The following is a 24,662-nucleotide window of genomic DNA, read 5'->3' on the forward strand; positions in this document are numbered from 1 at the left end:
ACGGCACGAATTATAAAACAGTAAATCGGAAGGTGGGTTAATAATGTTTTGCAGAAGAGCTGTGAAAGAAGATATAGATGATATCCGGGATATTGCTGTACAGTCCTGGCATGATACCTATGAGGGGTTAATTCCGAGAGAGTCACAGGATAAATATTTAGATAAATATTACAGCAAAGAGCGTCTGCAGGAACGGATTGATAAAAACCATATGTTTGTCTGTGAAAAAGCCGGGCGTGTAATTGGATTTGCCAGTTTTTTTTACGAAACTGTTGATTCAGCGGAAGTTGAAGCTATATATGTACTTCCTGGTGCACAAAGGGAAGGTGTAGGATCTGCATTAATGAGACATTTGTGGAGTCACATGCAGAACGTAAGGGAGTTGTATATAGATATTGAATCAGGAAATGAAAAAGCCGAGAATTTCTATATGTTGAGCGGATTTGAATTTCAAACTGAGTTTGAAGAAGATTTTGAAGGTCATCGGCTAAAAACAAAGCGCCTTCGAATGAAAGCGGAAGATGAAAAACTGCATCGTCTTTAAAATAAGCTGGGTTCGCTGTTGATGGCTAAAGGAACACTTTGCTTTCAACCGGCCTGCCGTGGAGGAGATTTTCGGGTAGGCTGCGCCCTTTCCTCCCATCTCCTTCTTCCACGGGCTGGTTTCCGCTTCGTTTTTCATAAAAAAAAGAAAAGTTCTGTTTTCATAGACGCTGCTCTTTATTCTACAAAACCACCGCCAAGGTGATTTTTCGAGACGCCTGCAGAAGCGCGAAGATCCTCCCGGACGGGAAGGCAGCCGCATACTTTCTCCGCGGCAGGTGTAAAGAGCCGCAGGCAACCTTCAATAATAACACGAAGCTTTTTTACAGAGCCTTAATATAAGAAGCAGACTGTCATGAACTGGCAGCCTGCTTCTTTCTTTATGTTTTATCTTTTAAAATCTTATTTATTAGTTTTTTGAAATTTTAAACCTTACAGAGTACAAAAGAAGTGCGGTCCATATCAGCATGAATGAAATAATGTGCACATTTGTAAACGGCTCCCCATAAAAGATTACCCCGAGCAACAGCATCATTGTCGGAGCAATGTACTGAAGAAATCCAAGAAGTGAGAGCGGTATTTTTTGCGCTGCTGTTCCGAATAACAGCAGCGGAATCGCTGTAGCTGCTCCTGTACCTATCAGAAGCAACGGTGTTAATGTGTCAGCTGGATGCATTACCTCTCCGAGAGAAGAATGGACAAAAAATAGAAATCCAAGGGCAAATGGCATTAGAAAAAGTGTTTCTATTATTAATCCTGTCATAGCCCCAATTTTCGTCTGTTTTTTCACCAGTCCATAAAATCCAAAACTTAAAGCAAGACTCAGTGCAATGTAAGGTACAGTTCCGGAAGAAATGGTAAGTATCATCACACCGGTAAAAGCGAGTCCAACAGCGGTACGCTGCCTGACAGTTAATTTTTCTTTAAAAAACAGTACGCCCAGCACCACATTGATTAAAGGATTTATGTAATATCCTAAACTGACCTCCACCATCCGTTCATTAGCGACTGCCCAAATAAATAGAAGCCAGTTTATACTTATGAAAAATGCCGAAGTAAATATACCAGCTATAATTTTAGGGTGAAACGCAATGTATTTTAGATCTTCCTTTAAATCTGTCACCCGCCGCAATACGAGAAAAAGACCTCCTAAAAATATGAGAGACCAAATAATACGGTGAGCAAGGACTTCTGCTGCAGGAACGTGATCAATCCACTTCCAGTAAACAGGGAGAAGTCCCCAGAGAAAATAAGCACTGAGTCCCGCTGCTATCCCGTGCCTCCGTTCATCATATGCCATAGTATCAACCTGCTTTCTAAAACGTTTAAATGAACATGCTGATTTCTATATTATAAAACATCGCCTTGACACATTAATTTCATTCTGAAAAATGGGTCGACGAAAGTAAAATTAACAAAATGAGTGATACAAGCCCATATTATAGATTACGCTTTTCCGATTCTTCAGGCAAAAAATACGCCTGGAATCTAAAAAAGGCAGAAGCGGAATGCTTCTGCCTGCATTAACAAAAGAGAACAGCAGGGGACCGGAATTAGGAGTCATTATATCAATGCATCCGCTATGCGTTCCCCTGCTGCTTAATTTATATTATACCCAGTCCGGCGGCCTGAAAATCATGTGAAATTATGTAATATGGGGGAGGGGGTATTAGTATATGACAAATAAGGTAATATATGTTTCTAATCACGAAAATCCGCTGTTGTTCCATCAGTGAGCACGTTCAAAATAACATTCAGGATACGATTAAAGTCGGGAAGCGCAGGTGAAAAAACAGATGTATCAAAGTTCACCTTTGATAAAGGTAAACTTTCAGAGTGTTGATTAAGTCTTGGTTTCAGAATAATTATTCTTCTGAGCGTATAGCTTTCTCCTGCACTCCCCGGCGGAAGCTTGCCGTGGGGCTCGTCATCAGCTATTTTCCAGCCCTTCGGCCATGGAAAAGGATCTTCTGACTTCGCTTTATCCCACCGGCGTCCCCGCCGGTCGTTCCGGAGGAAAAGCCTCTCCTGAATGGAAGAAAGGACGGAATCAACACATTTTTTAGAAGAGAAACCTTCTTTTTATTTTCCTGCTGGAGCTGCAGCAGGCGACTCCGAGGCGAGATAGGACGAGCAGAAGATCCATTTCTTCCGAGCGTTGTGAGGAAGAAATTAGCTGAAGCCGACCCGCCCGGAAAGCGTCCTGTGGAGGCGAAAACAGGGAAATGCATAGGCATGTATAAAAAACACTTTATAAACAGTCTGAAAGTTCACCTTTGATAAAGGTAAACTTTATTTTGTACCTTTGTTTATTGTAGAAAAATCCAGGATTCTCCTACTGGGTCTTTAAAAGTTATATGTTTATAGAAGAGCGTCTGAGGCACTTTTCAAAAGAAGTAACTGATGAAACAAATCACCAGAACAGCTTCTTTTCTTACGTAAAAACAACCATCTATATCGTTGATTTTACATCACCTGCTTCTTCCTTTAAAAGAAGGACAAAATGAGCTGAAGCCGGACGTTCCTTACTTAATCTACTTTATTTTAAGGGAACTTTTAAACAATAATTCGGGGTGGTATTTCGTATAAAGTAACAAAATGGTAAGGTAGGTCACTTGTAACTAAGCAAGAAATTGTAGAATACGTTCTGCTGTAAAACAAAGGCTATAGTTGACAATACCATAAGGGGTATATAAAATAGGGGTGTGGGTATTTACTTATCGAAAGAAAGAAGGGATTCAGCTTGAAGAATCGTGTAGTACTTGATTGGCTTTTTAACTACGATAAACATAATTTAAAAGGAGATTTGACAGCTGGTCTTATAGTGGCAATTATGCTCGTACCTCAGGGCATGGCCTACGCCATGCTGGCAGGAATGCCGCCGGTAACCGGCTTATATGCAGCTGCCATTCCGATACTGCTTTATGCTCTCGTTGGGTCCTCCCGTCAGCTGGCAGTCGGGCCTGTAGCTGTCGTATCGCTGCTTGTGTATGCAGGGATTTCCCCTTTGGCGGAGCCCGGTTCGGATGAATATATTACTCTCGCACTGCTGTTGATGCTGATGGTGGGAGTCATGCAGCTTTTAATGGGAGTACTTAAGCTCGGTTTCATCGTAAAATTTTTCTCCCACGCTGTTATCAGTGCATTTACATCAGCTGCTGCAATTATTATCGCATTCAGTCAGCTGGATCACATCCTTGGTTTTTCGATTGAATCAGAACACCTTGTAATGACCATTATTGAAGCAGTTTCCAGAATTACTGAAATTAATGGATGGGCTCTTATGATTGCGGCAGCCAGTATTATAATTATGCTGGCGGTAAAAAAATATGTGCCGGTTCTCCCGGGACCTCTTGCTGCAGTATTATTTGGTATAGCTGTCGTTTCCTGGTTTCAGCTTAATCAGGAAGGGGTATCTATTATTGGGGAAGTTCCTGGAGGATTGCCTTCATTCGTTCTTCCAGCAATAAGCCTGGAATCGGCTGCAGCCTTACTGCCGACAGCCCTTACAATCACTTTTATTGGTTTTATGGAATCATTCGCGATGGCTAAAGTAATAGCCTCAAAAGAAAATTATCGCATCTCAGCAAACAGGGAGCTGTCCGGGCTGGGACTTGCAAATGCGGGAGGATCTTTTTTCGGTGGATTCCCTGTAACAGGTGGTTTTTCACGTTCGGCTGTCAATTATGATGCCGGAGCCAAAACGCCGCTTGCTTCAGTAGTAACAGCCCTGTTGATCATGCTTATTCTTGTATTTTTCACGGGTGCCTTTTACTATCTTCCAAATGCGGTCCTCGCAGCTGTAATTATACTGGCAGTCTACAAATTAATAGACATTAAAGAAGCAAAATCATTATTCAAGATTCGCCGGATTGATGGAGTAGTCTGGTTTGTAACTTTCGCCTCTACGCTGTTTATAGGCGTAGAACAGGGAATTTTCATTGGAATAGGGTTTTCCCTCCTCGTGTTTATTTGGCAGAGTGCCTATCCGCATACAGCCGAGCTTGGATATTTAAAGAAAGAAGACATCTACCGCAATATCAAGCGGTTCCCGGAAGCTGCAGTCAAAGAAGACATGTTTATTCTACGGGTGGATGCACCACTTTACTTTGCCAATGCCGGCTTTACCGGCGATAAACTTGAACAGGTAGTATATGAGCGGAAGGATCTTAATCATATTATTCTTGATTTTTCCGGAGTTAACTCTATTGACGCCGTCGCTCTTCATGAAGTGGAACGATGGAAGCATGACTTTGAAATACAGGATATTAAAGTGACAATAGTAGAAATGAAGGGACCTGTCCGGGACATCTTCCGAAAAGCCGGATGGCCGGAGGAAGAGCTGCATCGGACCTTACGTAAAGAGGCAGCCGCCACCAGTTGACGAAAAGATTTAAATTGATTATAATATACCCATACACGTATTAAAAAGAAAGGGGATACTCATGTTTCATACAACAGTTAACTCACCTTACTCAGTAGAGGAAACAGTGGAAAAACTAGGAGAAGCTTTTCAAAAGCAGGAATTTGGTGTGCTCTGGGATTTTGATGCCAAAGGAAAACTGGATGAAAAAGGAGTAGGCCTCGACAATAAGTTCCGTATCCTGGAAGTGTGCAGCCCAAAAATAGCTAAGGAAGTATTGGAAGAAACAATGCTTGCCGGTTATTTCCTTCCGTGTAAAGTCGTTGTTTATGAAGAAAACGGAGAAACAAAAGCAGGCATGCCGAATCCAACAAAACTAATGGAATTCGTTGATAATGATAAAGTGATGAAAGTCGCCGAAAATGTTGAAGAAAGAATGGAAACAGCGATGAACGAAGCTGTAAAATAAAAGAAAGTAGGGAAATACTATGGAATACACCCCTCAAATGAAAAACCGGGTTAAGCGTATAGAAGGGCAGGTGCGTGCAATCTCCCGTATGATGGAAGAAGGCAAAGACTGCCGTGAACTCGTTGGCCAAATGTCTGCGGCACGCAATGCGCTTGATCGTGCACTGGGTGTTGTAGTCAGTTCCAATCTCGAGCAGTGTGTCAGGCAGCAGATAGAAAGTGGAGAAGATTCTGAAGAAATGATTCAGGAAGCTGTAAATATGCTTGTAAAAAGCCGTTAAGGATTCTACCTGCTGTCTTTAGGAGGTGGCAGGTAATCTTCCCTCTGTAAAATCGGTAGTTCCCAAAGTGCTCTTGAGGAGATCTGAATGATAGAAGCGGTATCACTCCAGCAGTTTTTATGCTTTATGAAACGCACTGAATCGTTTTAAAAATAAAATACACCCGAAGTGTTGACAAAAATATACCCCGGGTGGTATATTGATAACAGTGAAACGAAACAACTTAATTAACAGGAGGCTATATAGTATGGAAGAGAAAAAGTCGACCAACATTATTTTATTCAGTGGGGATTATGACAAAGCGATGGCAGCCTTTATTATCGCAAATGGAGCGGCGGCCTACGATCACGATGTAACAATTTTTGCTACTTTCTGGGGGCTGAATGCTTTCCGTAAAGAAGAAAAAGTAGATGTGGAAAAAGGAAAAATGGAAAAAATGTTTGGTAAAATGATGCCCCGCGGAGCCGAAAATATGGGGCTTTCCAATATGAATTTCGGTGGAATGGGGCCGAAAATGATTAAAAACGTAATGAAGAAACACCAGGCAATGCCGCTTTCCGATTTGATTGATATGGCTCAGGAGCAGGATGTAAAACTTGTAGCTTGTACAATGACAATGGATCTTCTCGGCCTGCAGAAGGAAGAGCTCATTGAGGGAATTGAATACGGCGGCGTGGCAGCATACCTTGCAGAAGCTGAAGATGGCAACGTAAACCTGTTTATTTAAGGAGGTACTCTGTTAATGAAAATATGGACAGCAGATGAAGTTAACAGCAGATTAAACGATTCTCCGCAGATGATTGATGTAAGAGAATCTGAAGAAACAGCACAGGGGATGATACCTGGTGCAAAGCACATTCCACTCGGTGAAATTCCACAAAGGCTGGGTGAAATTGATAAAAATAAAGAAGTAATTATGATCTGCCGCTCGGGTGCCCGAAGTGAAAGAGCAGGGGAATTTCTAGAAAAGCATGGTTATAATGTGGTTAATATGGACGGCGGAATGATTTCCTGGAACGGGAAAACAGCAGCGCCGTAAAAAATTTTCTTGATTGAATACCCATACACGTATAGGGATAATAAGGAGGAAACAATGAATATTACTGTTAATGAACATCTGGACGCCAAAGGACTTGCCTGTCCTATGCCGATCGTTAAAACAAAAAAGGCAATAGGTGCACTGGAACCCGGTCAAGTCATTGAAATTCAGGCTACGGACAAAGGATCCACTGCTGACCTGGAAGCATGGGCTAAAAAGTCGGGTCATCAATATATCGGAACTTCTGAAAAAGAAGGGGTTCTTTATCACTATGTCCGTAAATCCACTGGTGAAGAAAGTGAAGAAAAAACTTTCCCTCACGTTATTGATAACAGTGAACTTCAAAAAAAGCTGGACGGGGATGTACAGATTCTTGATGTCCGTGAATCAGCGGAATATGCCTTTTCCCACATTCCCGGTGCCGTATCTGTTCCTCTCGGGGAGTTGGATCAGCGCATAAATGAGCTGGACAAAAACAAAGAAACGTATGTTGTCTGCCGAACCGGCAACCGCAGTGACATGGCCTCCCAGAAGCTTGCTGACAACGAATTCACAAACGTAAAGAACGTAGTGCCGGGTATGAGCGACTGGAACGGGCCAACGGAATCCAATAAGTAATCAATTAATTTCCTGAGGAGGAATCTAATAATGGCAGTTAAAGCAATGAAAGCTTCAGAAGTAGCACGCCGCGTTGTAGAAAAGAAAGATTTGTTTATTCTTGATGTCCGTAACGAAGATGCTTATGCGGACTGGAAAATTGAATCGGATTCTTTTCAGTATATGAATGTTCCTTACTTTGAGCTTCTTGACGGAGTGGAAGAAATTATGGAGGACATTCCAAAAGATAAAGAACTGCTCGTTGTATGTGCAAAAGAAGGATCTTCTCAAATGGTTGCAGAAATGCTTGCTGATGAAGGCATGGAAGTATCCTATCTTGAAGGCGGAATGAAGACTTGGAGCGAGCATCTTGAACCGGTCAAAGTTGGGGATCTTCCTAATGGTGAGCTTTATCAGTTTGTCCGTCTCGGGAAAGGGTGCCTCTCCTATATGGCAGTTTCCAATGGGGAAGCAGCCATTATCGATGCAACCCGGATGACAGACGTTTTCATTAACTTTGCAAAAGCAAAAGGAGTAGAGATCAAACACGTTTTTGATACGCATCTTCATGCAGATCATATCTCTGGAGGCCGTGAAATAGCTGAGAAAACTGGTGCAGTATACTGGCTTCCTCCGAAAGATGCAGAAGAAGTCGTGTTCGAATACGCACCGCTTACTGATGGGGAGCAGGTCCGTATAGGTGACACAGCAATCGATATCAATGCTCTGTATTCTCCAGGTCACACTATCGGGTCAACTTCTTTTGTCATAGATAACCGCTTCCTGCTTTCCGGTGACATTCTGTTTATCGATTCCATCGGGCGTCCGGACCTTGCAGGTAAGGCTGATGACTGGGTAGGAGATCTGCGTGAAACGCTTTACAGCCGTTACCGTGAGCTTTCCGAAAATCTGATTGTTCTGCCGGCCCATTTTATGATTATGGAAGAAGTCAATGATGACGGAAGTGTTCAGGAAAAGCTGGGAACGCTGTTTGACAAGAACCACGGACTGAATATTGAAGATGAAAATAAATTCCGGGCTCTTGTTACAGAGAATCTTCCACCTCAGCCGAATTCTCATCAGGAAATTCGTCAGACTAATATGGGAAAGATAACACCGGATATTGATAAAAAGCAGGAAATGGAAATTGGACCAAACCGCTGCGCAGTAAAGGCGTAAGTAAGGTGCAAACTGGCTGCTCTGCAGCAGTTGAATAAACAAACAGAAATTTATTATTAATAATGGAGGTTTTACACATGAACGCAGATAAAGTACTCGACGCCAAAGGAATGGCATGCCCAATGCCGATCGTGAAAACGAAGAAGGCGATGAATGATATTGAATCCGGCCAGGTGCTGGAAATTCACGCAACGGATCAGGGAGCTAAAGCAGACCTTGCTGCATGGTCTAAATCAGGAGGCCATGAACTTGTGGATCAGTCCGAAGATGATGGTGTTCTAAAATTCTGGATTAAGAAAAAATAACGAAGCAAAGACCCTGCAGGGTATTCCGGCAGGGTCTTTCAGTTTGTCGATTAAATGTTCAGTGCAGAATAATTATTCTTCTGACTGTATAGTTTTCTCCTGCGCTCAGCCTTGCCGTGGGGCTAATCGTCAGCTGTTTGCAGGATCTTCCGACTTCGCTCTATCCCACCGTCGTCCCCGCCGGACGTTCCAGAGGAAAAAAGCCTCTCTTGAATGGAAGAAAGGGCGGAATCAACACGTTTTTTTAGAAGAGAAAACTTCTTTTTATTTTCCTGCTGGAGCTGCAGCAGGCGAGGCGAGATAGGACGAGCGGAAGATCCGTTTGGGAGGAAGAAATTAGCTGAAGCCGGCCCGCTTTCCTTACCTGTAAATCGTAAACAAAATCTGTTTAATTTAATTGACAGGAAATTTTTAAAGCAGCCTGCTTCCTCCAAGCAATTTCACACAGAAAATTATGTTATAGTGTAAAAAGGAAAAAAGAGGAGGAAGGCAGATGTCTACAAGAAGTAAACTGTTTATCGCGGTAGAGATTTTTTTTCTGCTGACAGGGATATTGTTTATCATTACAGCAGCTGCCGGCGTACTTTTTGCTGACAGACAGCTGCTCTTTATTATACTTGGTATTATCATTACGATTGGAGCATTTCTTCGAATTTATGCTACTGCCCGTGCTCCTAAAGTAGGGAACAAAAATAACTCATGAATATACTTGTTTTCGGCGATACTCATATGCCTTCAAAAGCTTCCAAGCTGCCTCAGATTCTCACAGAAGCCATGCAGGAAGCAGATGAAATTATTCATACCGGAGACTGGCAGACGCTTTTCGTTTATAAGGAGCTTCAGGCCGAATGGAATATAGCCGGTGTGTATGGAAACGCTGACGAACCCGAAGTGCAGAATTACCTTCCTGCTTCCCTGACGATTGATAGAAACGGCTTTAAAATTGGTATAGTACATGGACACGAAGGCCGGGGAGGCACCACTGAAAAAAGAGCGGAAAACGCTTTTAAAGAGGAAGCGGACATCGTTCTTTTTGGACATTCCCACATCCCTTACCTCCGCTTCCACGGAAAAACCCTGCTTATAAATCCTGGATCGGCAACCGATAAGCGGAAAGTTCCGTTATGCTCCTTCGCCTGGCTGAAGCTTTCAGAAGATGGTCTGCATGCCCGGCACATTTTTTACAAACCCGGCTTGTAAATCATATATATAAACGTTAAAACGTGTTAATTTGCTTGTCTGGACGCTGTGATTTTTCTATGGTAAGATGGTCTGCGGTATAATTGTATATTAAAGTCCGCTGACAGCGGAGAGGTTCTAGCAAAACCCTCTATAAAAAACTAGGTCCCAAATTGTGAAATTACGGCCGGAGGCGGCCTTACTTTTAAGGTGACTTCGTTTTTGCTGGAATCATTCAGCGGAGCGGAGCACCTTTTTTTATTATTTAATAAAATTTGCCTGCTGTTGACAAAATAACCGCCGGAAAATTAAGTGTAATGATAGGGGAGTGAATCGGCTATGAGAGAGAAGGAAAAAGCTGTTGTTGTATTCAGCGGGGGCCAGGACAGCACTACCTGTCTGCTCTGGGCGCTTAAGCAGTTCGACGAAGTGGAAACAGTAACATTTAATTACAACCAAAGACACCATAAGGAAATTGAGGTGGCACAGTCTGTAGCTGAAAAACTAGGGGTCAAAAACACGGTGCTGGATATGAGTCTGTTAAACCAGCTGGCTCCGAATGCACTTACGAGGGATGATATCAATATAGAACAGAAAGAAGGAGAACTCCCCACCACCTTTGTGGATGGACGCAATCACCTGTTCTTTTCATTCGCAGCTATTTACGGCAAGCAGATCAGCGCCCGCCATATTATTACCGGTGTGTGTGAAACTGATTTCAGCGGCTATCCGGACTGCCGGGACGTATTTGTGAAATCATTAAACGTTACATTGAACCTGTCCATGGACTACAATTTTGTTTTTCATACACCTCTCATGTGGCTCGACAAAGCAGAAACATGGGAGCTCGCTGATAAGCTGGACGGGCTGGAATTTGTACGCAGGGAAACCCTGACCTGCTATAACGGGATAATAGCTGACGGATGCGGAGAATGCCCAGCCTGCGAACTGCGCAGAAACGGCTTGGAAAACTATAAAGCACGAAAGGAAGGATAAAGCGATGTTTGGGTTCCGTATTGTTGAAAAGCTTCAAAAGCTTGGTACTGACATTCAAAAAAAAGATTTAAAATATCACAATAAGCGTGTCATGGTTTCTAAAGAGTTTACTTTTGACGCTGCGCACCATCTCCACGAATACGAAGGTAAGTGTAAAAATCTTCACGGCCATACGTACCGTGCAGTATTCGGTATCAGTGGATATGTGGATGAAATAGGCATGATGCTTGATTTCGGTGATATTAAGGATATTTGGAAAGAAAAAATAGAAACTTACCTGGATCACCGCTATATAAACGAGATGCTTCCTCCAATGAATACAACAGCAGAGAATATGGTAGTATGGCTGTTTGATCAGATGGAAAAGGAGCTGCAGGAACGGAATGTAAAGGGAAGCCAGGAGTTCCGGGTGGAATTTGTACGATTATTCGAAACTCCGACGAGCTATGCTGAAATGCGGCGGGAGTGGATGACTGATGAATAAAACGCTTCCTGTACTGGAAATTTTCGGTCCTACATTCCAGGGGGAAGGCATGGTCATCGGAAAAAAAACGATGTTCGTCCGCACGGCAGGGTGCGATTATTCCTGCAGCTGGTGCGATTCTGCTTTTACATGGGATGGTTCTGCAAAAGAGGATATCAAAAAACTTACTCCGGATGAAATCTGGGACCGCCTTAACGAAGAAGCGGAAGGCAATTTTTCACACGTGACTATTTCAGGAGGGAACCCGGCCCTTTTAAAGCATATGGGAGCATTTATCGATATTCTGCACACAAATGAAGTCGAGGCTGCTCTTGAAACCCAGGGAAGTCTCTGGCAGGACTGGTTTTTAAAAATTGACGATTTAACTATTTCCCCTAAACCTCCAAGCTCTCTGATGAAAACGAATTTTCAGGTCCTGGACGATATTATACATCGTCTGACGGAAGCCGGGAAAACGCAGCAGGTAAGTCTGAAGGTCGTTATTTTCAATGAAGAGGATTTCGATTATGCAAAAAATGTCCATCAACGATACCCTCATATTCCTTTTTATCTGCAGGTGGGCAACGAAGATACCGGAGAAGATAAAAACAGGGAAGACCTCGTCCCAAGACTGCTCAGCCGTTATGAAAGTCTCGTAGACTGGACGATGAAGGATTCTGCGATGAATCGTGCCAGAGTTCTTCCGCAGCTTCATACACTTGTCTGGGGGAACGCGCGGGGCGTTTAAAACAGTACCCCTCTATGTATAAATTATTGTTTTTAAAGATGAAATTCTGATATAATATCCTCCGTACTTGTAAACAACTTAAATGAAGAACGAAAGGGGTATATGACCGATGGAGAAACCAGCATATCGCGTATTACTCTATTATTTGTATACAGATATTGAAGACCCGGAAGAAAGAGCGCAGCAGCATCTGGAATACTGCAAAAGTATCGGCTTGAAAGGCCGTATTCTTATTGCTTCTGAAGGCATTAACGGTACCGTATCCGGAACGTACGAACAGACCCGGCAGTACATGGAGGACATGAAGGCTGATCCGGTCTTTCAGGACATTACTTTTAAAATTGATGAAGCGGAAGGGCACACTTTTAAAAAAATGCACGTCCGCCCGCGTCCGGAACTTGTTACCCTCCGCCTGAACGACGAAGATGTTGATCCCAGGGAAACGACCGGTAATTATTTGAGTCCAAAAGAATGGTACGAAAAGCTTCAGGATCCGGATACGATCGTTCTGGATGCCAGAAACAAGTATGAATATGATATCGGACACTTTGACGGAGCGATCCGGCCAGATATAGATTATTTCCGTGAACTTCCGGAATGGGTGGAAAAAAATCGGGAGATGCTTGAAGATAAAGAAATTCTTACGTACTGTACGGGCGGCATCCGCTGTGAAAAGTTCTCCGGGTGGCTTGTGGAAAAAGGGTTTGACAAGGTCAACCATCTTGAGGGAGGAATTGTTACCTACGGAAAAGATCCGGAAGTGCGGGGAAAACTCTGGAACGGTCAGTGCTACGTTTTTGATGAACGTCTCAGTGTTCCTGTCAATCAGGAGGAACACGTGATAGTCGGCCGTGACCACTTTACCGGCGAGCCTTGTGAACGCTATATAAACTGTGCGAATCCGGACTGTAACAAGCAGATTCTGACTTCAGAAGAAAACGAACAATTTTATCTTGGAGGATGTACGCATGAGTGCCGGGTTCACCCGAGAAACCGCTACATTGAAATGAATAAGCTGACAAATGAAGAAGTGGAAAATCAGCTGAAAAAAATCGAAGCAAACAGAAGTGTTGCCCATAAGTAAACGCTTCTAACCTTCTGTATAAAACCACCCCTGTCTCTGGCACCAGAGACAGGGGTGGTTTTTTTAGTTTATGGAGATTACGTTGTCCGTTCAAGCAGGATCTTCCTCAAGTGTAAATCTTCATACGGCTGAGGGTGCACCTCTAAGAACCTTTATTTATTCTTCTTCATACCGGGCTTTCATTCTTGCTGTAATATTATCCAGACTGTCCGGCTGAAGAAATTCAACCGGTGAAGCTTCTTTATCAAAAGAAAAATACTCTCCCTCCAGTAAAACAACGTATCTTTCACCGACACGTGCAATGTGAAGATTTTGGCCGAAGTCTTCCAAAAGTGCATCAATTTTCAAATGGTCCAGTTTGAGCCTTAATTTTACATCAGGGTTTTTTTCCAGGATCGGCAGCGCCACTTCTTTAACCTGTTCTTCCTCCCAGCGTTCCTGAAGCGTCCTTTCTTCGGTGTTGGCCCATGCTTCCAGAACTTCTTCTTCAGCTATTCTTTCTTCACTGTCTTCTTCAAAACCGGAAAGAACTGATTCCTGAGCTGACTGGACAACTTCCTGGGCGGCTGCTTCCTTCTTAGTTTTAGGGTATTCCACATAAGCAAGAAAATCTTCAAAATAATGAGCATGCGACGCCTGGTGAATTTTAATCTCCCAAGGCTCCACCATTCCTTCGTGAGGCATGTGAGGAAACTGTACAGCTTTCATTCCTTTTGTAGAAATCGCCCGGTTCACCTGGCGGAGGAGGTTTTTTTCATCTCCAAGAGTAACTATGTGATCTTCAAAGTCGCATTTCGTTAACAGCACAAACGGCTGACTGGAGAGGTCAGGCAGATGAGCCTGAACGATAATAACAATGCCTCCTCTGGCAGCGCTGGTATGCACGTAGGCATCAGTAACTTTTTCGGCTTCAGCTGTAAATTCTTCTGAAGAATTCGTCTGTCTTACCCTTTCAAGCATTCCGTAATTAGGATTGGAAGCCAGTTCGAACCCCGGCTCTACCACAAACCTTCCAAGCTTTGTAGCTGATTTCTGGGAAGAAGGATGACGTTCCGCTTTCCGCAGAAACATTTTCTTAAATTCTTCGTGAAGAAATGTTTCCACAGCACTGTCCACGTATTCCTCCTCTGTTAACGTAGATTGATGCTCCGCTGTCTTTCCAGTTCCTTCACTGTCTTTTATGTGAAAAAAGGCAGCGTAATTGATTTGAACATGCATTAATATAACTCCTTTTAGTTTTCTCTTTGCTTAATGAGCTCATATGAAATTTGCTGAATATGCTAAGGCTTTTCTATTAAATAGTTTACCATAACTTATTTGAATATAATTTCTCGCAGAATATATTCAATTATTTCTGTATTAGAGAACTTTCATTTCCATTAAATAGGTTGACATATCAATATTTCACCAGTTTATAGTAATAATTGAAAATTAATAATGATTTAAAAAAATATAATATTCTAAAAATATTCTTTACTTGTATTTCACAATGTAGTAGATTTGAGAAAGAGAGAAATTTTTGTTACATATTGTCGAAAAAATTTTGGGAGGAATGGAAAACATGAAAAAAAGTACATATTTTAAGGCTGGAATAGTATCCGCATCACTGATTTTTGCAACAGCCTGTGCGGGAGAGCCGGACAACAATGGAGCAGCAAATGAAGGTGCACCACCTGAAAATAACACAGCGGAAAACGAAGGAAATAACGAAGGAGATGGAGAAGCTGAGGAACTGGCGGAAGGAAATGATCTGATTATCGCTACTCTATCAGATATTACTTCTCTTGACCCGCATACTACAAGTGATGTTCCGTCCGGAAATGTTCAGATCAACATTTTCGAATCTCTTACTCAATTTGATGAAGATTTCGAACTCCAGCCAAATCTGGCTGAAAGTTGGGAAGAAGTGGAGTCTGATGTATGGGAGTTTGAGCTTCGGGAGGATGTAACGTTTACTGATGGCGAAGAATTCAATGCAGAAGTTGTCCAGGCAAATATTGAACGTCTGCTTGATCCGGATATAGCTTCTCCTCGTATTGGCCAGTTTGAAGTTATAGAGGAAGTGGAAGTTGTTGATGATTATACAGTGAGATTCCATCTGGAAAACCCATTTGCAGCCCTTCCTGCTCACTTGTCCACGTATCCTTCAAATATGGTGTCACCTGCGCTGATTGAAGAAGACTACGCAAACATGGAAGAGGATGGACAGCCGGGGGATATTATTAATGAAGAACCTGTAGGATCCGGCATGTTTACATTTGATTCCTGGGATCCTGGTGACCGGGTGGTATTAAATGCAAACGAAGACTACTGGGGAGATCCTGTCAACGTTGATTCGGTAACATTCAACGTCGTACCGGAAGATTTGACCCGTATTGGTGAAATGGAATCCGGCGCAGCGCATATTATCGACCCTGTGACACCGAGTGATATGTCTCGTGTTGAGGAAACAGAAGGAACAAATGTATTCCAGACAGAAGCAGCAAGTATTACTTACATGGGCTTTAATGCAGAAAATGAACCTTTTGGGGATGAAAGAGTACGACGTGCCGTCAACCTGGCGCTGAACAAAGAAAACATGCTGGAAGGGGTCCTTGAAGGCACGGGGTCACCTGCACTCGGCCCGATCAATGAAACACAGTTCGGGTATTCTGATAACGTAGAGGCCTCGGAACAGGATCTTGAAGAAGCACAGGCACTTCTTGATGAAGCAGGATACGGGGATGGTTTTGAAACGACTCTGTGGACAAACGACAGCCGGGAACGTATGGACATTGCAGAACTTGCTCAGGCTGACCTTTCCCAAATTGGAATAGATGTTTCCATAGAAGTTTTGGAATGGGGAGCTTATCTTGATGCGACAGCAGAAGGGCAGCACGATATGTTTATTCTGGGACTGAGTCTGCCGACAATGGATGCTGACTATCCGCTCCATGAATTATTTCATTCGGACAGTGTAGGAGAAGGAAACCGTTTCTTCTTTGAAGATGAGGAATACGATCAGCTTATTCATGAAGCACGTATTGAAGAAGACGAAGAAGCACGCGTAGAATTGTACGAGGAAGCAGTCAACCATCTGAACGAAATGGCACCGGCTTCTTTCTTGTACCACCCGGATCACATTATGGGATACCGTGATGAAATTTCCGGGTTCTGGGCCGATGGCTCCGGTCTTTATCAGCTGCAGGACGTAGAAATAGAACAGTAAAGGTCATGAAACTGCCCGGCAGACAAGTTGTCTGTACCGGGCAGTTTTTTTGCTGGAGTTTCGGCGGAAGAAGAAAAGTATGAAGTATCAACAGTCGGGACAGGACAGGGAAATGATGCTAAAATAGATCCTATAGAAAAGCTCAACGGGAGGAATGAAATATGGATAAATTAAAAACCGCTGTATTCGGTATGGGATGATTCTGGGGTCCAGATGCCCGGTTCGGGCGTCTCCCCCAGATTGTACGAACGGCAGTCGGGTATGCCGGCGGCACGTCTGTATCTCCGACGTACCGTTCTATCGGAGATCATACAGAATGTCTTGAAATCACTTATGAAAGTGATGAAATCAACTACGAAGAACTTCTGGACTATTTTTTTGAGGGGCATAACGCTGGCTTTCACGGATACCGTGGAAAGCAGTACAGGTCTCTTGTCCTTTTCAGAACAGAAGCAGAACGAGTAACTGCTGAAAAGAAGAAAAAAGAATGGGAAGTAAAAAGGGGAAGAAAGCTTTCCACAAGTGTTCTTCCTTACCGGCATTTTACAAAAGCAGAAAACTACCATCAAAGTATTATCTTCGGAGGTTTCCCCGCGCAGCAGAACCTATGATCGAGTACTATGACAAAGAGGAAAAATTTGTGGAATCATGGCTAGCCGCCCGTATGAACGCCGTTGCGGCCGGATATTTATCTATGTCCATAGTTAAAGAAGAGGAGAAGAGGAGACACGAGCCCGGACTCGAATCTCTCATTAATCAAATAAGGTGGTAGCCTGAATAAGGAGCTGTGTATATGGATTTTGAAGATCCCCTGGAGGAAATACCGAAACGGAAAAAAGAAGGAGTTGCGGGCCGGATTCGTTTCTGGGGAGTAAAGCGTATAAAGAACGCATTTTATTGGGATAAAGGATTGGAAGGGGTACTGCTTGCAATGTTTTTAGCAAGTACTGTTGCAGCAGCTATTGGTGCTCTTGCTACTCCGACCGGTCTTGGGCGGGGGATGGATATGTTCATGTATTTGTCTGCCAATACGGGAGCTTTTGCGGGAATTGCCGCAGGAGGAGCAGTCCTGCTTTCCTTCCTGTACTTCCCTCTCCCCAGGCTTCTACTCAGTGCCTCGGCATATACTGCCTATCTTGCTTATTACATACAGGAGGAAGCCAATCTCGGAGCTTATTTTACAATTATCATGACAGGTGTTTTCCTAATCAGTGCTTATATGCTCGGAGGGCTGATTCAGCTGTGGAGGGGGAGAATAAGGGTGGGTCTGAAGCTGATTTACAGCCTCATACCTGCAGCCTGGTTTGTGTTTATTTTTACATACCACCCAACCATAGAGCATCATGAACCTGAGTCTTCTTTTGCTGATATAGAAGAAACAAACTTTTCTGATATCACTGATCCAGGTGAACCAGGAATTTATGAAGTTCAAAAACTGTATTACGGAAACGGTCAGGACCGTCATAGAGATCATTTTGGGGAAGGGACAGATATTGTTTCTTCTACCGTAGATGCTTCTGCATATTTCGATGATGAAGAATGGGAGCCCTGGCGTACCCGCTTTTGGGGATTCGATGAATCAGCTTTTCCGCTGAATGGTGAAATGTGGCTTCCGGAAGGGGAAGGTCCTTTCCCTGTAGTTTTGATAGCGCATGGTAATCACCGGATGGAAAATTTTTCTGATGCAGGGTATGGATATTTGGGAGAGCACCTTGCTTCGCATGGCTATGCCGCCATTTCTTTGGATCAGAATTTCGTGAATTTCTCCAATTGGACCGGAAGCCCAAATGAAGATATGAAGCTCCGGACATGGCTTTATATGCAGCATCTGCTTGAACTCCAAGTGATGCAGGAGACGGAAGGTCATCTGCTGGAGAATAAACTTGATATAAACGAAATTGCTCTTGTTGGTCATTCCAGAGGGGGGCAGGCCGCGGCGATGGCAGCAGATTATGAACGCTTTTTTGAAGAAGATTCGACACTGGATGGTATGGAAAATCTGGAAATACAAACAGTAGTCGGGCTTGCTCCGACCGATCAGGAAGTGGATGAAACGCGTCCTGCCCCGGAGGATATTAACTATTTGACACTTCACGGGGCAAGAGATGGCGATGTTCACAATTTTCGGGGCGACAGACAGTACAGCCGGATTACATTCAGCGGTGAAGAATCATTGTTAAAATCAGCTGTATACATTGCGGAAGCCAACCATAGTCAGTTTAATACAGACTGGGGCAGAGCAGACATGCGATTACCCGGGGGGCTTTTCCTGAGCCGGGAACAGATGCTGGAGCCGGAAGAGCAGCAAAAGCTTACAAAAGTTTATTTGACAGCTTTTTTTGAAGCAGTGATACGAGGGGAAGAAGACTATGTGCCGCTTTTCCAGGATGTAAGGTATGGAAGCAGCTGGCTGCCGGAAACAAAGTATGTGACACGCTACCTTGATTCCTCCTACGAACCTTTAGTCAGTTTTAACAGGGAGAACGACAGAACAATGTTTCCTGAAGGAATAAGGGCTGAAGGGGAAAGTTTTACAGAGTGGCACAAAGTATCCACACTCGATAGAGCAGGAAGCAGAAAAGCACCGGATGGGGTGCAGTTGGAATGGGGGGTAGATGGAGAATATTCCCTTCTGCTGCCGGATGAATTTCGAAATGAATACTTTGAAGGGAATGAAGCAGCTTTTTCCTTTTCGATGGCTCAAATGGACCGGGAATTCGATGGAGAGGTGAGGGGGGACACGTCCCCGGCTGCTGACATCCGGTTTGTTTTTACAGATGGGACAGAAACACTGATATCAGTGGATGATCTTTACAATATACCTTCCTCTATCTGGACGCAGTATTCCCGCTATCCTTTTCTTGAAGACCATTTCCGGGAAGGAAAATATGAAGAAGCTATTGAACCGGCTTTTCAAACTTATATGTTTCAAACAGACAATTTCACAGAAGAGATGGAACTTCAAAACCTTGAGCGTATAACATGGGAATTTTATGATGGGCCGGGAAATATAGTCATAGATGACATTGGTTTTTTCAGGAACGAATAATTACGAAAGCCGTTCATTCCTGTAAGGGGGCACTGAATTAAGGAAGAAATATATTGGAAGGTGCTTTTTTATGCATAGATAAACGATTCTTTACTTCTGCCTCCTTTAAAGCTTTCCGGACGGGGAAGCTTCGGAAGGGAAACTATCTCTTTATCGAAAACGGCTTTTAAAAGCGGATTTTCAGGGCAGTGTCTATCTATACACGCAAAAAACACTTAATCAACACTCTGAAAAGAAGGAGGACATAAACTGTTCTCCTTCTTTTTTTCTTGCTGATTAAATTACGCCGTTGGTAAAGTTCTTCTGTCATGGGGGATCTATCTCCGGCACTTATTCGTTAGCAGAATACTGGATGACTTTCCTTCAGTTTTTTTCGTACTTCCCAACTGTTTCTGCTGCGTGCAGAAGGTCGTTTAAAAATTTTTGGTTGTAGGAGGCTGTGCGGAACGGCCGGGCTTTTTTAATTTCAATGCGCGTGCCGCATCCTCGGCTCCTGCACAGCATCATTTCTTCTTCCGGACGGGTGATGTAGGGCCTCCTTTTTTTACATGAAGGGCAGGTGAGCCGGAGCAGGTGTGCGACCGGCTGCTGTTTGAAAGCACCATCCGTTTCATCTTTGGAAAGCCTCGATTCCTCCTGGAAAAGGTAAGCATTTGTAGCGGCCCGCCCTGTACGCTTAATGAGTGTTTCAAGTTTCAGACTCGGCTTCGAGTTTTTAACCGGTTTTTTCACTACTTTAATCCGGTCATAATCATCAGCTTCCAGCAGGCCGTACCCGGCGGGGATTTCTTCTTTGGATAAAAGTCCTTCAGGTGTGAGGATATAAGCATAATGAGCTGCGGCTATGTAGCCGTAATCCCCCTGAAGCACTTCATCGCGAAGAAAATCCTCCCGTGTTGCTTTTACTTCAATAATGCGGGACTCTTTCCTTTTTATATTGATCCCCACTGCATCGGCAGTACGTTTTCTGCGCTGCATATAAAGTTTTACTTCAGCAGCACACAAATCCGTCATTTTACTTTTCAGCCACAGCACGCCCTGATGCTTCAAGTGTCGGTGTACATTACTTTCCATTTATGCTTCATCCTCCAGTTAATAGTTAAACAAATGACCCAGTTCAAGCTTTCATGCTGATAAAAAGGTGCCTTCAGCTTCTTCCACGTGGTGGGTTGAAACAATGATCCCTCCAGCAGTGAAAACACACGTTAACATAATTAAACAAATATAAGTACATCGGCCATAAAGAGAGCGATCAGCACTCCCTGAAGCAGTCCTTTGGCGAAGGAACCTGCAAGAAATCCAAAGAGTGTTCCGACTGCGGCCTTTGCAGACTCTTTTAATGGTTTTTTCTGAGCTAGCTCCGTCATGAGAACGAGCAGAAACGGAACAATAAAAATACCGAATGGAGGGATGATGAACATTCCTGCAATAAGTCCTACAGTAGCTGCTGTTGTTCCGTGCCGGGAGGATCCGTACTTTTTAACGAAGAACATACTGGCGGCATAATCTGTAACAAACAGAACCAGTGTCAGCAGAACGAGAGAGGACCACATCCACCAGCTGACCGCTCCTCCGTCGATGAGGACGGCATAAAGTATGACAGCAGCCCAAATAAGCAGTACAGAAGGTATGATTGGATAAAGAAGACCGATAAAACTTAGTACAAATAAAGCTGCGATGATAGTCCAGACTAATACTTCCATTCCATTACGCTCCTTACGGCAGATCCGGCAGTGATCCGGCGGCTGCCTGAAGTTTTTTCATCAGATGAGGTGCATTCCTCATTATATAATAACTGTACCCTTGCCTGCCCCGGTAGACACTGTTTTTTATTATAAGTCCTTTTTCTTCAAGGCGGAGCATTGCTGATGTCCTTATGTACGTGCAGCATAAGTGGTCTTTATTGGAGAGCTGAATCAGCCGCCACAGTGTCTTTTTTTCGGAGAGAGGCAGGGAGCGGAGCGTTTTCCATACTTCCTGCTCTTCCCGGGGAAGATCTTCAGGCGAAAGTTTCAAATTGATAACCCCTTTCCCTCTTGAGGAAATGATAGAAAGAACTAACTATAGTATAATGGAAAACGGAACCAATAAAAATTATCCGCTTTAAGTACCCGGCTACAGGAAAGGAGAATAACTTTATTATGAAAGCATACACACACGCAGGAAAACAAGGAATTGAAGGAACTAAGATTGAAGAAATGGATATACGCAGACCGGGACCGGGTGAAGTGAAAATAAAGGTCGTCACAGCCGGACTGAATCATAGAGACCTTTTTGTTCTTCACCGTCATACAGACAACTCTCCATTAATTATTGGATCGGATGCTGCCGGCATAGTGGAAGAAGCCGGGGAAGATGTGAAAAATGTGCAGGAAGGTGATGAGGTTATTATTAATCCCGGACTTGGCTGGGAAGAAGAGAGCGAAAGTCCGCCGGAAGGATTCCAGATTGTAGGTTTTCCGGATCATGGGACATTTGCAGAACACGTTGTCGTTCCTGCGGCGGTTGTGGAGCCAAAGCCGCCCCATCTTTCCTGGGAGGAAGCGGGGGTTCTTTCCCTTTCCGGACTCACAGCCTACCGTGCCCTTTTTACGAGAGCTGATCTGCAGAGCGGCTCTACAGTTCTCCTCCCTGGAGCAGGCAGCGGAGCCGTAACCTTTATGGTACAGTGTGCTAAAAAAACAGGGGCAAGAGTTATCGTCACTTCCCGGTCGGAAGACAAAAGAAAAAAAGCCCTTGAGCTTGGAGCTGATGCAGCTATAGAAAGCTCTGGTGACTGGGAGGAACAGCTGGAAGGTGAAAAAGTCGATGTAGTAGTGGAAACGGTTGGAGCTGCCACTTTCCATAAATCGTTAAAACAACTTAAAAAAGGTGGCAGTCTGGTGATCTTTGGAGCTTCAGCAGGTGACGAGGTTAAACTGAACCTGCGTGATTTTTTCTATGGTCAGTACAATCTTTTGGGCAGTACGATGGGGAGTCATGAAGAATACCGGGCAATGCTTGCTTTTGTCAGTAAGCATAATATTCATCCCGTAGTAGACAGAGTTTTTTCTATTGATAAAGCGGAGGAAGCTCTGAAATACCTTGAAAAGGGTGTACAATTTGGAAAAGTTGCTCTGAGAGTCAGCGGGGAGAAAGGGGAAGAAGTATGATTTCGTTCCCAGAGACTAAGGTGGAACAGTTTTTTCAGACTTATACAATTCAGCATTTTACTGTTTCCGAAGATGAGAGCAGACTGCTTTTCTCGACAAACTTGAATGGCAGAATGAATATCTGGGCCCGCGATCTGCCTGACGGATTCCCTTATTTATTCGCGGAAACAAATAATTCCTCTCAGTTTATTAAAGAAGATAAGAACCAGAAATACATTCTTACGGCACTTGATAAAGATGGAAATGAAAACTATCAGATGCAGGTTCTTCCCCCTGAAGGTGGTCTTCCCAGCGCTCTTTTTCAGGCTGGCGCAAAAGAAAAGCACATTTTTCAGGAGCTCCGGGACGACGGGACCGTTTATTTTGCCACCAGCAGAGGTAATTCAAGTTTCCTGAACGGGTTTCAGTTCAACATTCATACAGGAGAATCCAAAAAGTTGTATGAAGGAAGCAGGGGTGCAACTTTTATGACTGCTGTAAGTCCGGATGGCAGAAAAGTGATCGTCAGCGAACTTCGTGCCAATACACATATGCCGGGATACTGTATTGATGAGGAAGGAAAATGGCAGTCTTTAAGCAGTGACCCGGATACACCTCATACTATTGGGGAGGCTGCTTTTAAATCGGACTCGGAGCTGTATTTAGTTTCCAATGAGGGAGCGGAGTACAGCTACATAGCTGAAGTGAATCTTGAAAGCGGAAAAAAACGAAAAGTTTTAAACTTTGAGGCGGAAAACGTGGAAAGTATTAAGTGGGTTAAAGAGAAGGGATTTTTGTATATTTTGACTTCTCGGGGAGTGGAAGATCATATGTACAGCTGGGATCCTGTGACTGGAAGTCTTCAAAATCTTGAAGCACCGGCCTCTGAAATCAGTCAGTTTTCTGTTTCCAAAAGCGGGAATGTTTATATACTTGGAATGGGAGCAGATGAACCGTTTAATATTTACAGATTAATAAACGGAGACTGGAAACGTTTAACGGAAAACAGAGTACCGGGTGTACCTAAAAAGGAGATGATTTGTCCGGAAGTTATTTCCTATGAAACTTTTGATGGGAAAATGATAGAATCACTCTGGTTCCAGCCGGATCCGAATAAAAAGAACGACCATGTCATTTTCTGGCCGCACGGAGGCCCGCAGGCAGCAGAACGCAAGCAGTTCCGGGCGATGTTTCAAAGCTTTTTGAATGAAGGGTATGCTGTGTTTGCTCCCAATTTCCGGGGGAGTACAGGCTATGGTGCTACCTTCACGAAGCTGGTCGAGCAGGATTGGGGAGAAGGACCCCGTCTGGACTGCCTGGCAGGAATCGACTGGCTTTTCGAAACAGGGCGCTGTGCACCGGAGAAACTTTTTCTTGTAGGAGGAAGCTACGGGGGATATATGGCTCTGCTTCTCGCAGGCCGCCATGGAGAGCGGTTCCGGGCTGTAGTAGATATTTTTGGCGTTTCCAATTTGTTTACTTTCATTAAATCAGTGCCTGATCACTGGAGGCCGATCATGGAGCGCTGGCTGGGAGATCCGGAAAAGGACAGGGAACGTCTCAAAAAGGACTCGCCCATTACTTATCTTTCGTCGATGAGAAAGCCGATGCTCGTTATACAGGGGGCAAATGATCCCCGGGTAGTGAAAAAAGAATCCGACCAAATCGTCGAAGCTCTTCAAAAACAGGGGACAGAGGTGGAGTATCTTGTTCTCGAAGACGAAGGGCATGGATTCTCCAAAAAGGAAAATGAAGTGAATGTTTATAAAACGATGCTCCGCTTTTTGGAATCTCATCAGTTCAAAGGGTAACTTTCTTTAAAAGATTAATTAGTGCTGCTGGTTATTCCCGCATGTAGAACCGGTGCTCACTGGGGAGCACCGGTTCTTGAATTAACGGGGAAGGTTAGTCAGTCTTATTCATTTTTCTTAGAATATCATCGCGGGGTTCCCAACAGTTAAACTGATATTCCGGCCGCGTAGTATAGCCGAGACGTATGCAATTGTACTGCATTCCTTCCGCTGTTTTT

26 protein-coding genes and 1 pseudogene are annotated in these 24,662 nt (G+C 43.8%); 21 read left to right on the forward strand and 6 right to left on the reverse strand.

The window, feature by feature from the left end; genetic code table 11:
* Positions 1-61: 61 nt before the first annotated feature.
* A complete protein-coding gene (locus tag C6Y45_RS02110) occupies positions 62-544 on the forward strand; it encodes a GNAT family N-acetyltransferase (protein ID WP_160058078.1) in 483 nt (160 codons plus the stop codon).
* A 408-nt stretch (positions 545-952) separates the two neighbouring features.
* On the opposite strand, the gene rarD is transcribed toward C6Y45_RS02110, so the two are convergent.
* Both rarD and C6Y45_RS17270 read right to left on the reverse strand, forming a co-directional pair.
* Positions 953-1,843: an EamA family transporter RarD gene (gene rarD, locus C6Y45_RS02115; protein ID WP_107583375.1), complete on the reverse strand. Its 891-nt coding sequence runs from the start codon at positions 1,841-1,843 to the stop codon at positions 953-955.
* A 634-nt stretch (positions 1,844-2,477) separates the two neighbouring features.
* Entirely contained in the window at positions 2,478-2,780 is a 303-nt protein-coding gene (locus tag C6Y45_RS17270) for a hypothetical protein (protein WP_160058079.1), read from the reverse strand.
* Between the two features lie 506 nt (positions 2,781-3,286).
* On the opposite strand from C6Y45_RS17270, the gene C6Y45_RS02120 reads away from it, so the two are divergent.
* The 14 genes from C6Y45_RS02120 (at position 3,287) to trhO (ending at position 13,245) form a co-directional block, all read left to right on the forward strand.
* Positions 3,287-4,927: a SulP family inorganic anion transporter gene (locus C6Y45_RS02120; protein WP_107583376.1), complete on the forward strand. Its 1,641-nt coding sequence runs from the start codon at positions 3,287-3,289 to the stop codon at positions 4,925-4,927.
* Between the two features lie 61 nt (positions 4,928-4,988).
* Positions 4,989-5,375 (forward strand): DUF302 domain-containing protein, encoded by a 387-nt coding sequence (locus tag C6Y45_RS02125; RefSeq protein ID WP_107583377.1) that lies wholly within the window; start codon positions 4,989-4,991, stop codon positions 5,373-5,375.
* A 19-nt stretch (positions 5,376-5,394) separates the two neighbouring features.
* On the forward strand, positions 5,395-5,655 hold the full coding sequence (locus C6Y45_RS02130; RefSeq protein WP_107583378.1) for a metal-sensitive transcriptional regulator: 261 nt from the start codon (positions 5,395-5,397) through the stop codon (positions 5,653-5,655).
* A gap of 247 nt (positions 5,656-5,902) precedes the next feature.
* Complete coding sequence (locus tag C6Y45_RS02135) at positions 5,903-6,382, forward strand: DsrE/DsrF/DrsH-like family protein (protein WP_107583379.1); 480 nt, start codon at positions 5,903-5,905, stop codon at positions 6,380-6,382.
* 15 nt (positions 6,383-6,397) lie between these two features.
* Complete coding sequence (locus tag C6Y45_RS02140; RefSeq protein WP_107583380.1) at positions 6,398-6,694, forward strand: rhodanese-like domain-containing protein; 297 nt, start codon at positions 6,398-6,400, stop codon at positions 6,692-6,694.
* A 54-nt stretch (positions 6,695-6,748) separates the two neighbouring features.
* Positions 6,749-7,312 (forward strand): sulfurtransferase TusA family protein, encoded by a 564-nt coding sequence (locus tag C6Y45_RS02145; RefSeq protein ID WP_107583381.1) that lies wholly within the window; start codon positions 6,749-6,751, stop codon positions 7,310-7,312.
* 30 nt (positions 7,313-7,342) lie between these two features.
* On the forward strand, positions 7,343-8,470 hold the full coding sequence (locus C6Y45_RS02150) for an MBL fold metallo-hydrolase (RefSeq protein ID WP_107583382.1): 1,128 nt from the start codon (positions 7,343-7,345) through the stop codon (positions 8,468-8,470).
* Positions 8,471-8,547: 77 nt separating this feature from the next.
* Positions 8,548-8,775 (forward strand): sulfurtransferase TusA family protein, encoded by a 228-nt coding sequence (locus tag C6Y45_RS02155; protein ID WP_107583383.1) that lies wholly within the window; start codon positions 8,548-8,550, stop codon positions 8,773-8,775.
* A 493-nt stretch (positions 8,776-9,268) separates the two neighbouring features.
* Entirely contained in the window at positions 9,269-9,478 is a 210-nt protein-coding gene (locus C6Y45_RS02165) for a hypothetical protein (RefSeq protein ID WP_107583385.1), read from the forward strand.
* Positions 9,475-9,975, forward strand: a complete 501-nt coding sequence (locus C6Y45_RS02170; protein ID WP_107583386.1) for a metallophosphoesterase family protein — start codon at positions 9,475-9,477, stop codon at positions 9,973-9,975. Before C6Y45_RS02165 ends, C6Y45_RS02170 begins: the two co-directional genes overlap by 4 nt.
* Before the next feature lie 318 nt (positions 9,976-10,293).
* The gene (queC, locus tag C6Y45_RS02175; protein ID WP_107583387.1) at positions 10,294-10,950 is read left to right on the forward strand and encodes a 7-cyano-7-deazaguanine synthase QueC; all 657 of its coding nucleotides are present in this window, start codon (positions 10,294-10,296) and stop codon (positions 10,948-10,950) included.
* Between the two features lie 4 nt (positions 10,951-10,954).
* Complete coding sequence (gene queD, locus C6Y45_RS02180; RefSeq protein WP_107583388.1) at positions 10,955-11,434, forward strand: 6-carboxytetrahydropterin synthase QueD; 480 nt, start codon at positions 10,955-10,957, stop codon at positions 11,432-11,434.
* Positions 11,427-12,161 carry a 7-carboxy-7-deazaguanine synthase QueE gene (gene queE, locus C6Y45_RS02185; protein ID WP_107583389.1) on the forward strand — a complete coding sequence of 245 codons (735 nt, stop codon included), beginning with the start codon at positions 11,427-11,429 and terminating at the stop codon, positions 12,159-12,161. Before queD ends, queE begins: the two co-directional genes overlap by 8 nt.
* Before the next feature lie 109 nt (positions 12,162-12,270).
* Positions 12,271-13,245 (forward strand): oxygen-dependent tRNA uridine(34) hydroxylase TrhO, encoded by a 975-nt coding sequence (trhO, locus tag C6Y45_RS02190; RefSeq protein WP_107583390.1) that lies wholly within the window; start codon positions 12,271-12,273, stop codon positions 13,243-13,245.
* Between the two features lie 156 nt (positions 13,246-13,401).
* Here trhO and C6Y45_RS02195 read toward each other — a convergent pair whose 3' ends face one another.
* Positions 13,402-14,463, reverse strand: a complete 1,062-nt coding sequence (locus C6Y45_RS02195; RefSeq protein ID WP_107583391.1) for a DUF3900 domain-containing protein — start codon at positions 14,461-14,463, stop codon at positions 13,402-13,404.
* Between the two features lie 343 nt (positions 14,464-14,806).
* Between C6Y45_RS02195 and C6Y45_RS02200 the strand changes: the two genes are divergently transcribed.
* The 4 genes and pseudogenes from C6Y45_RS02200 to C6Y45_RS02210 all read left to right on the forward strand — a co-directional run bounded on the left by C6Y45_RS02200 (position 14,807) and on the right by C6Y45_RS02210 (position 19,502).
* Positions 14,807-16,453, forward strand: a complete 1,647-nt coding sequence (locus C6Y45_RS02200; RefSeq protein ID WP_107583502.1) for a glutathione ABC transporter substrate-binding protein — start codon at positions 14,807-14,809, stop codon at positions 16,451-16,453.
* A 212-nt stretch (positions 16,454-16,665) separates the two neighbouring features.
* A pseudogene (locus tag C6Y45_RS18165) lies at positions 16,666-17,064 on the forward strand (peptide-methionine (S)-S-oxide reductase); the annotation flags it as partial.
* Positions 17,061-17,225 (forward strand): hypothetical protein, encoded by a 165-nt coding sequence (locus tag C6Y45_RS17275; RefSeq protein ID WP_160058080.1) that lies wholly within the window; start codon positions 17,061-17,063, stop codon positions 17,223-17,225. The pseudogene C6Y45_RS18165 and the gene C6Y45_RS17275, both read left to right, overlap by 4 nt.
* Before the next feature lie 21 nt (positions 17,226-17,246).
* Positions 17,247-19,502, forward strand: coding sequence for an alpha/beta hydrolase family protein (locus C6Y45_RS02210; protein ID WP_107583392.1), 2,256 nt, complete (start codon positions 17,247-17,249; stop codon positions 19,500-19,502).
* 363 nt (positions 19,503-19,865) lie between these two features.
* On the opposite strand, the gene C6Y45_RS02215 is transcribed toward C6Y45_RS02210, so the two are convergent.
* From C6Y45_RS02215 to C6Y45_RS02225, 3 genes are all read right to left on the reverse strand, one after another.
* Complete coding sequence (locus C6Y45_RS02215) at positions 19,866-20,576, reverse strand: hypothetical protein (protein ID WP_107583393.1); 711 nt, start codon at positions 20,574-20,576, stop codon at positions 19,866-19,868.
* Positions 20,577-20,716: 140 nt separating this feature from the next.
* The gene (locus C6Y45_RS02220; RefSeq protein ID WP_107583394.1) at positions 20,717-21,205 is read right to left on the reverse strand and encodes a DUF456 domain-containing protein; all 489 of its coding nucleotides are present in this window, start codon (positions 21,203-21,205) and stop codon (positions 20,717-20,719) included.
* Positions 21,206-21,218: 13 nt separating this feature from the next.
* Positions 21,219-21,518, reverse strand: coding sequence for a hypothetical protein (locus C6Y45_RS02225; protein ID WP_107583395.1), 300 nt, complete (start codon positions 21,516-21,518; stop codon positions 21,219-21,221).
* A 125-nt stretch (positions 21,519-21,643) separates the two neighbouring features.
* Between C6Y45_RS02225 and C6Y45_RS02230 the strand changes: the two genes are divergently transcribed.
* A complete protein-coding gene (locus C6Y45_RS02230) occupies positions 21,644-22,654 on the forward strand; it encodes a zinc-binding dehydrogenase (RefSeq protein WP_107583396.1) in 1,011 nt (336 codons plus the stop codon).
* A complete protein-coding gene (locus tag C6Y45_RS02235; protein ID WP_107583397.1) occupies positions 22,651-24,444 on the forward strand; it encodes an alpha/beta hydrolase family protein in 1,794 nt (597 codons plus the stop codon). The genes C6Y45_RS02230 and C6Y45_RS02235 overlap by 4 nt, the downstream gene beginning before the upstream one ends.
* Positions 24,445-24,662 lie beyond the last annotated feature (218 nt).

It is taken from the genome of Alkalicoccus saliphilus, assembly GCF_003044065.1.
In the GTDB taxonomy this organism is placed as follows: Bacteria; Bacillota; Bacilli; order Bacillales; family Salisediminibacteriaceae; genus Alkalicoccus; species Alkalicoccus saliphilus.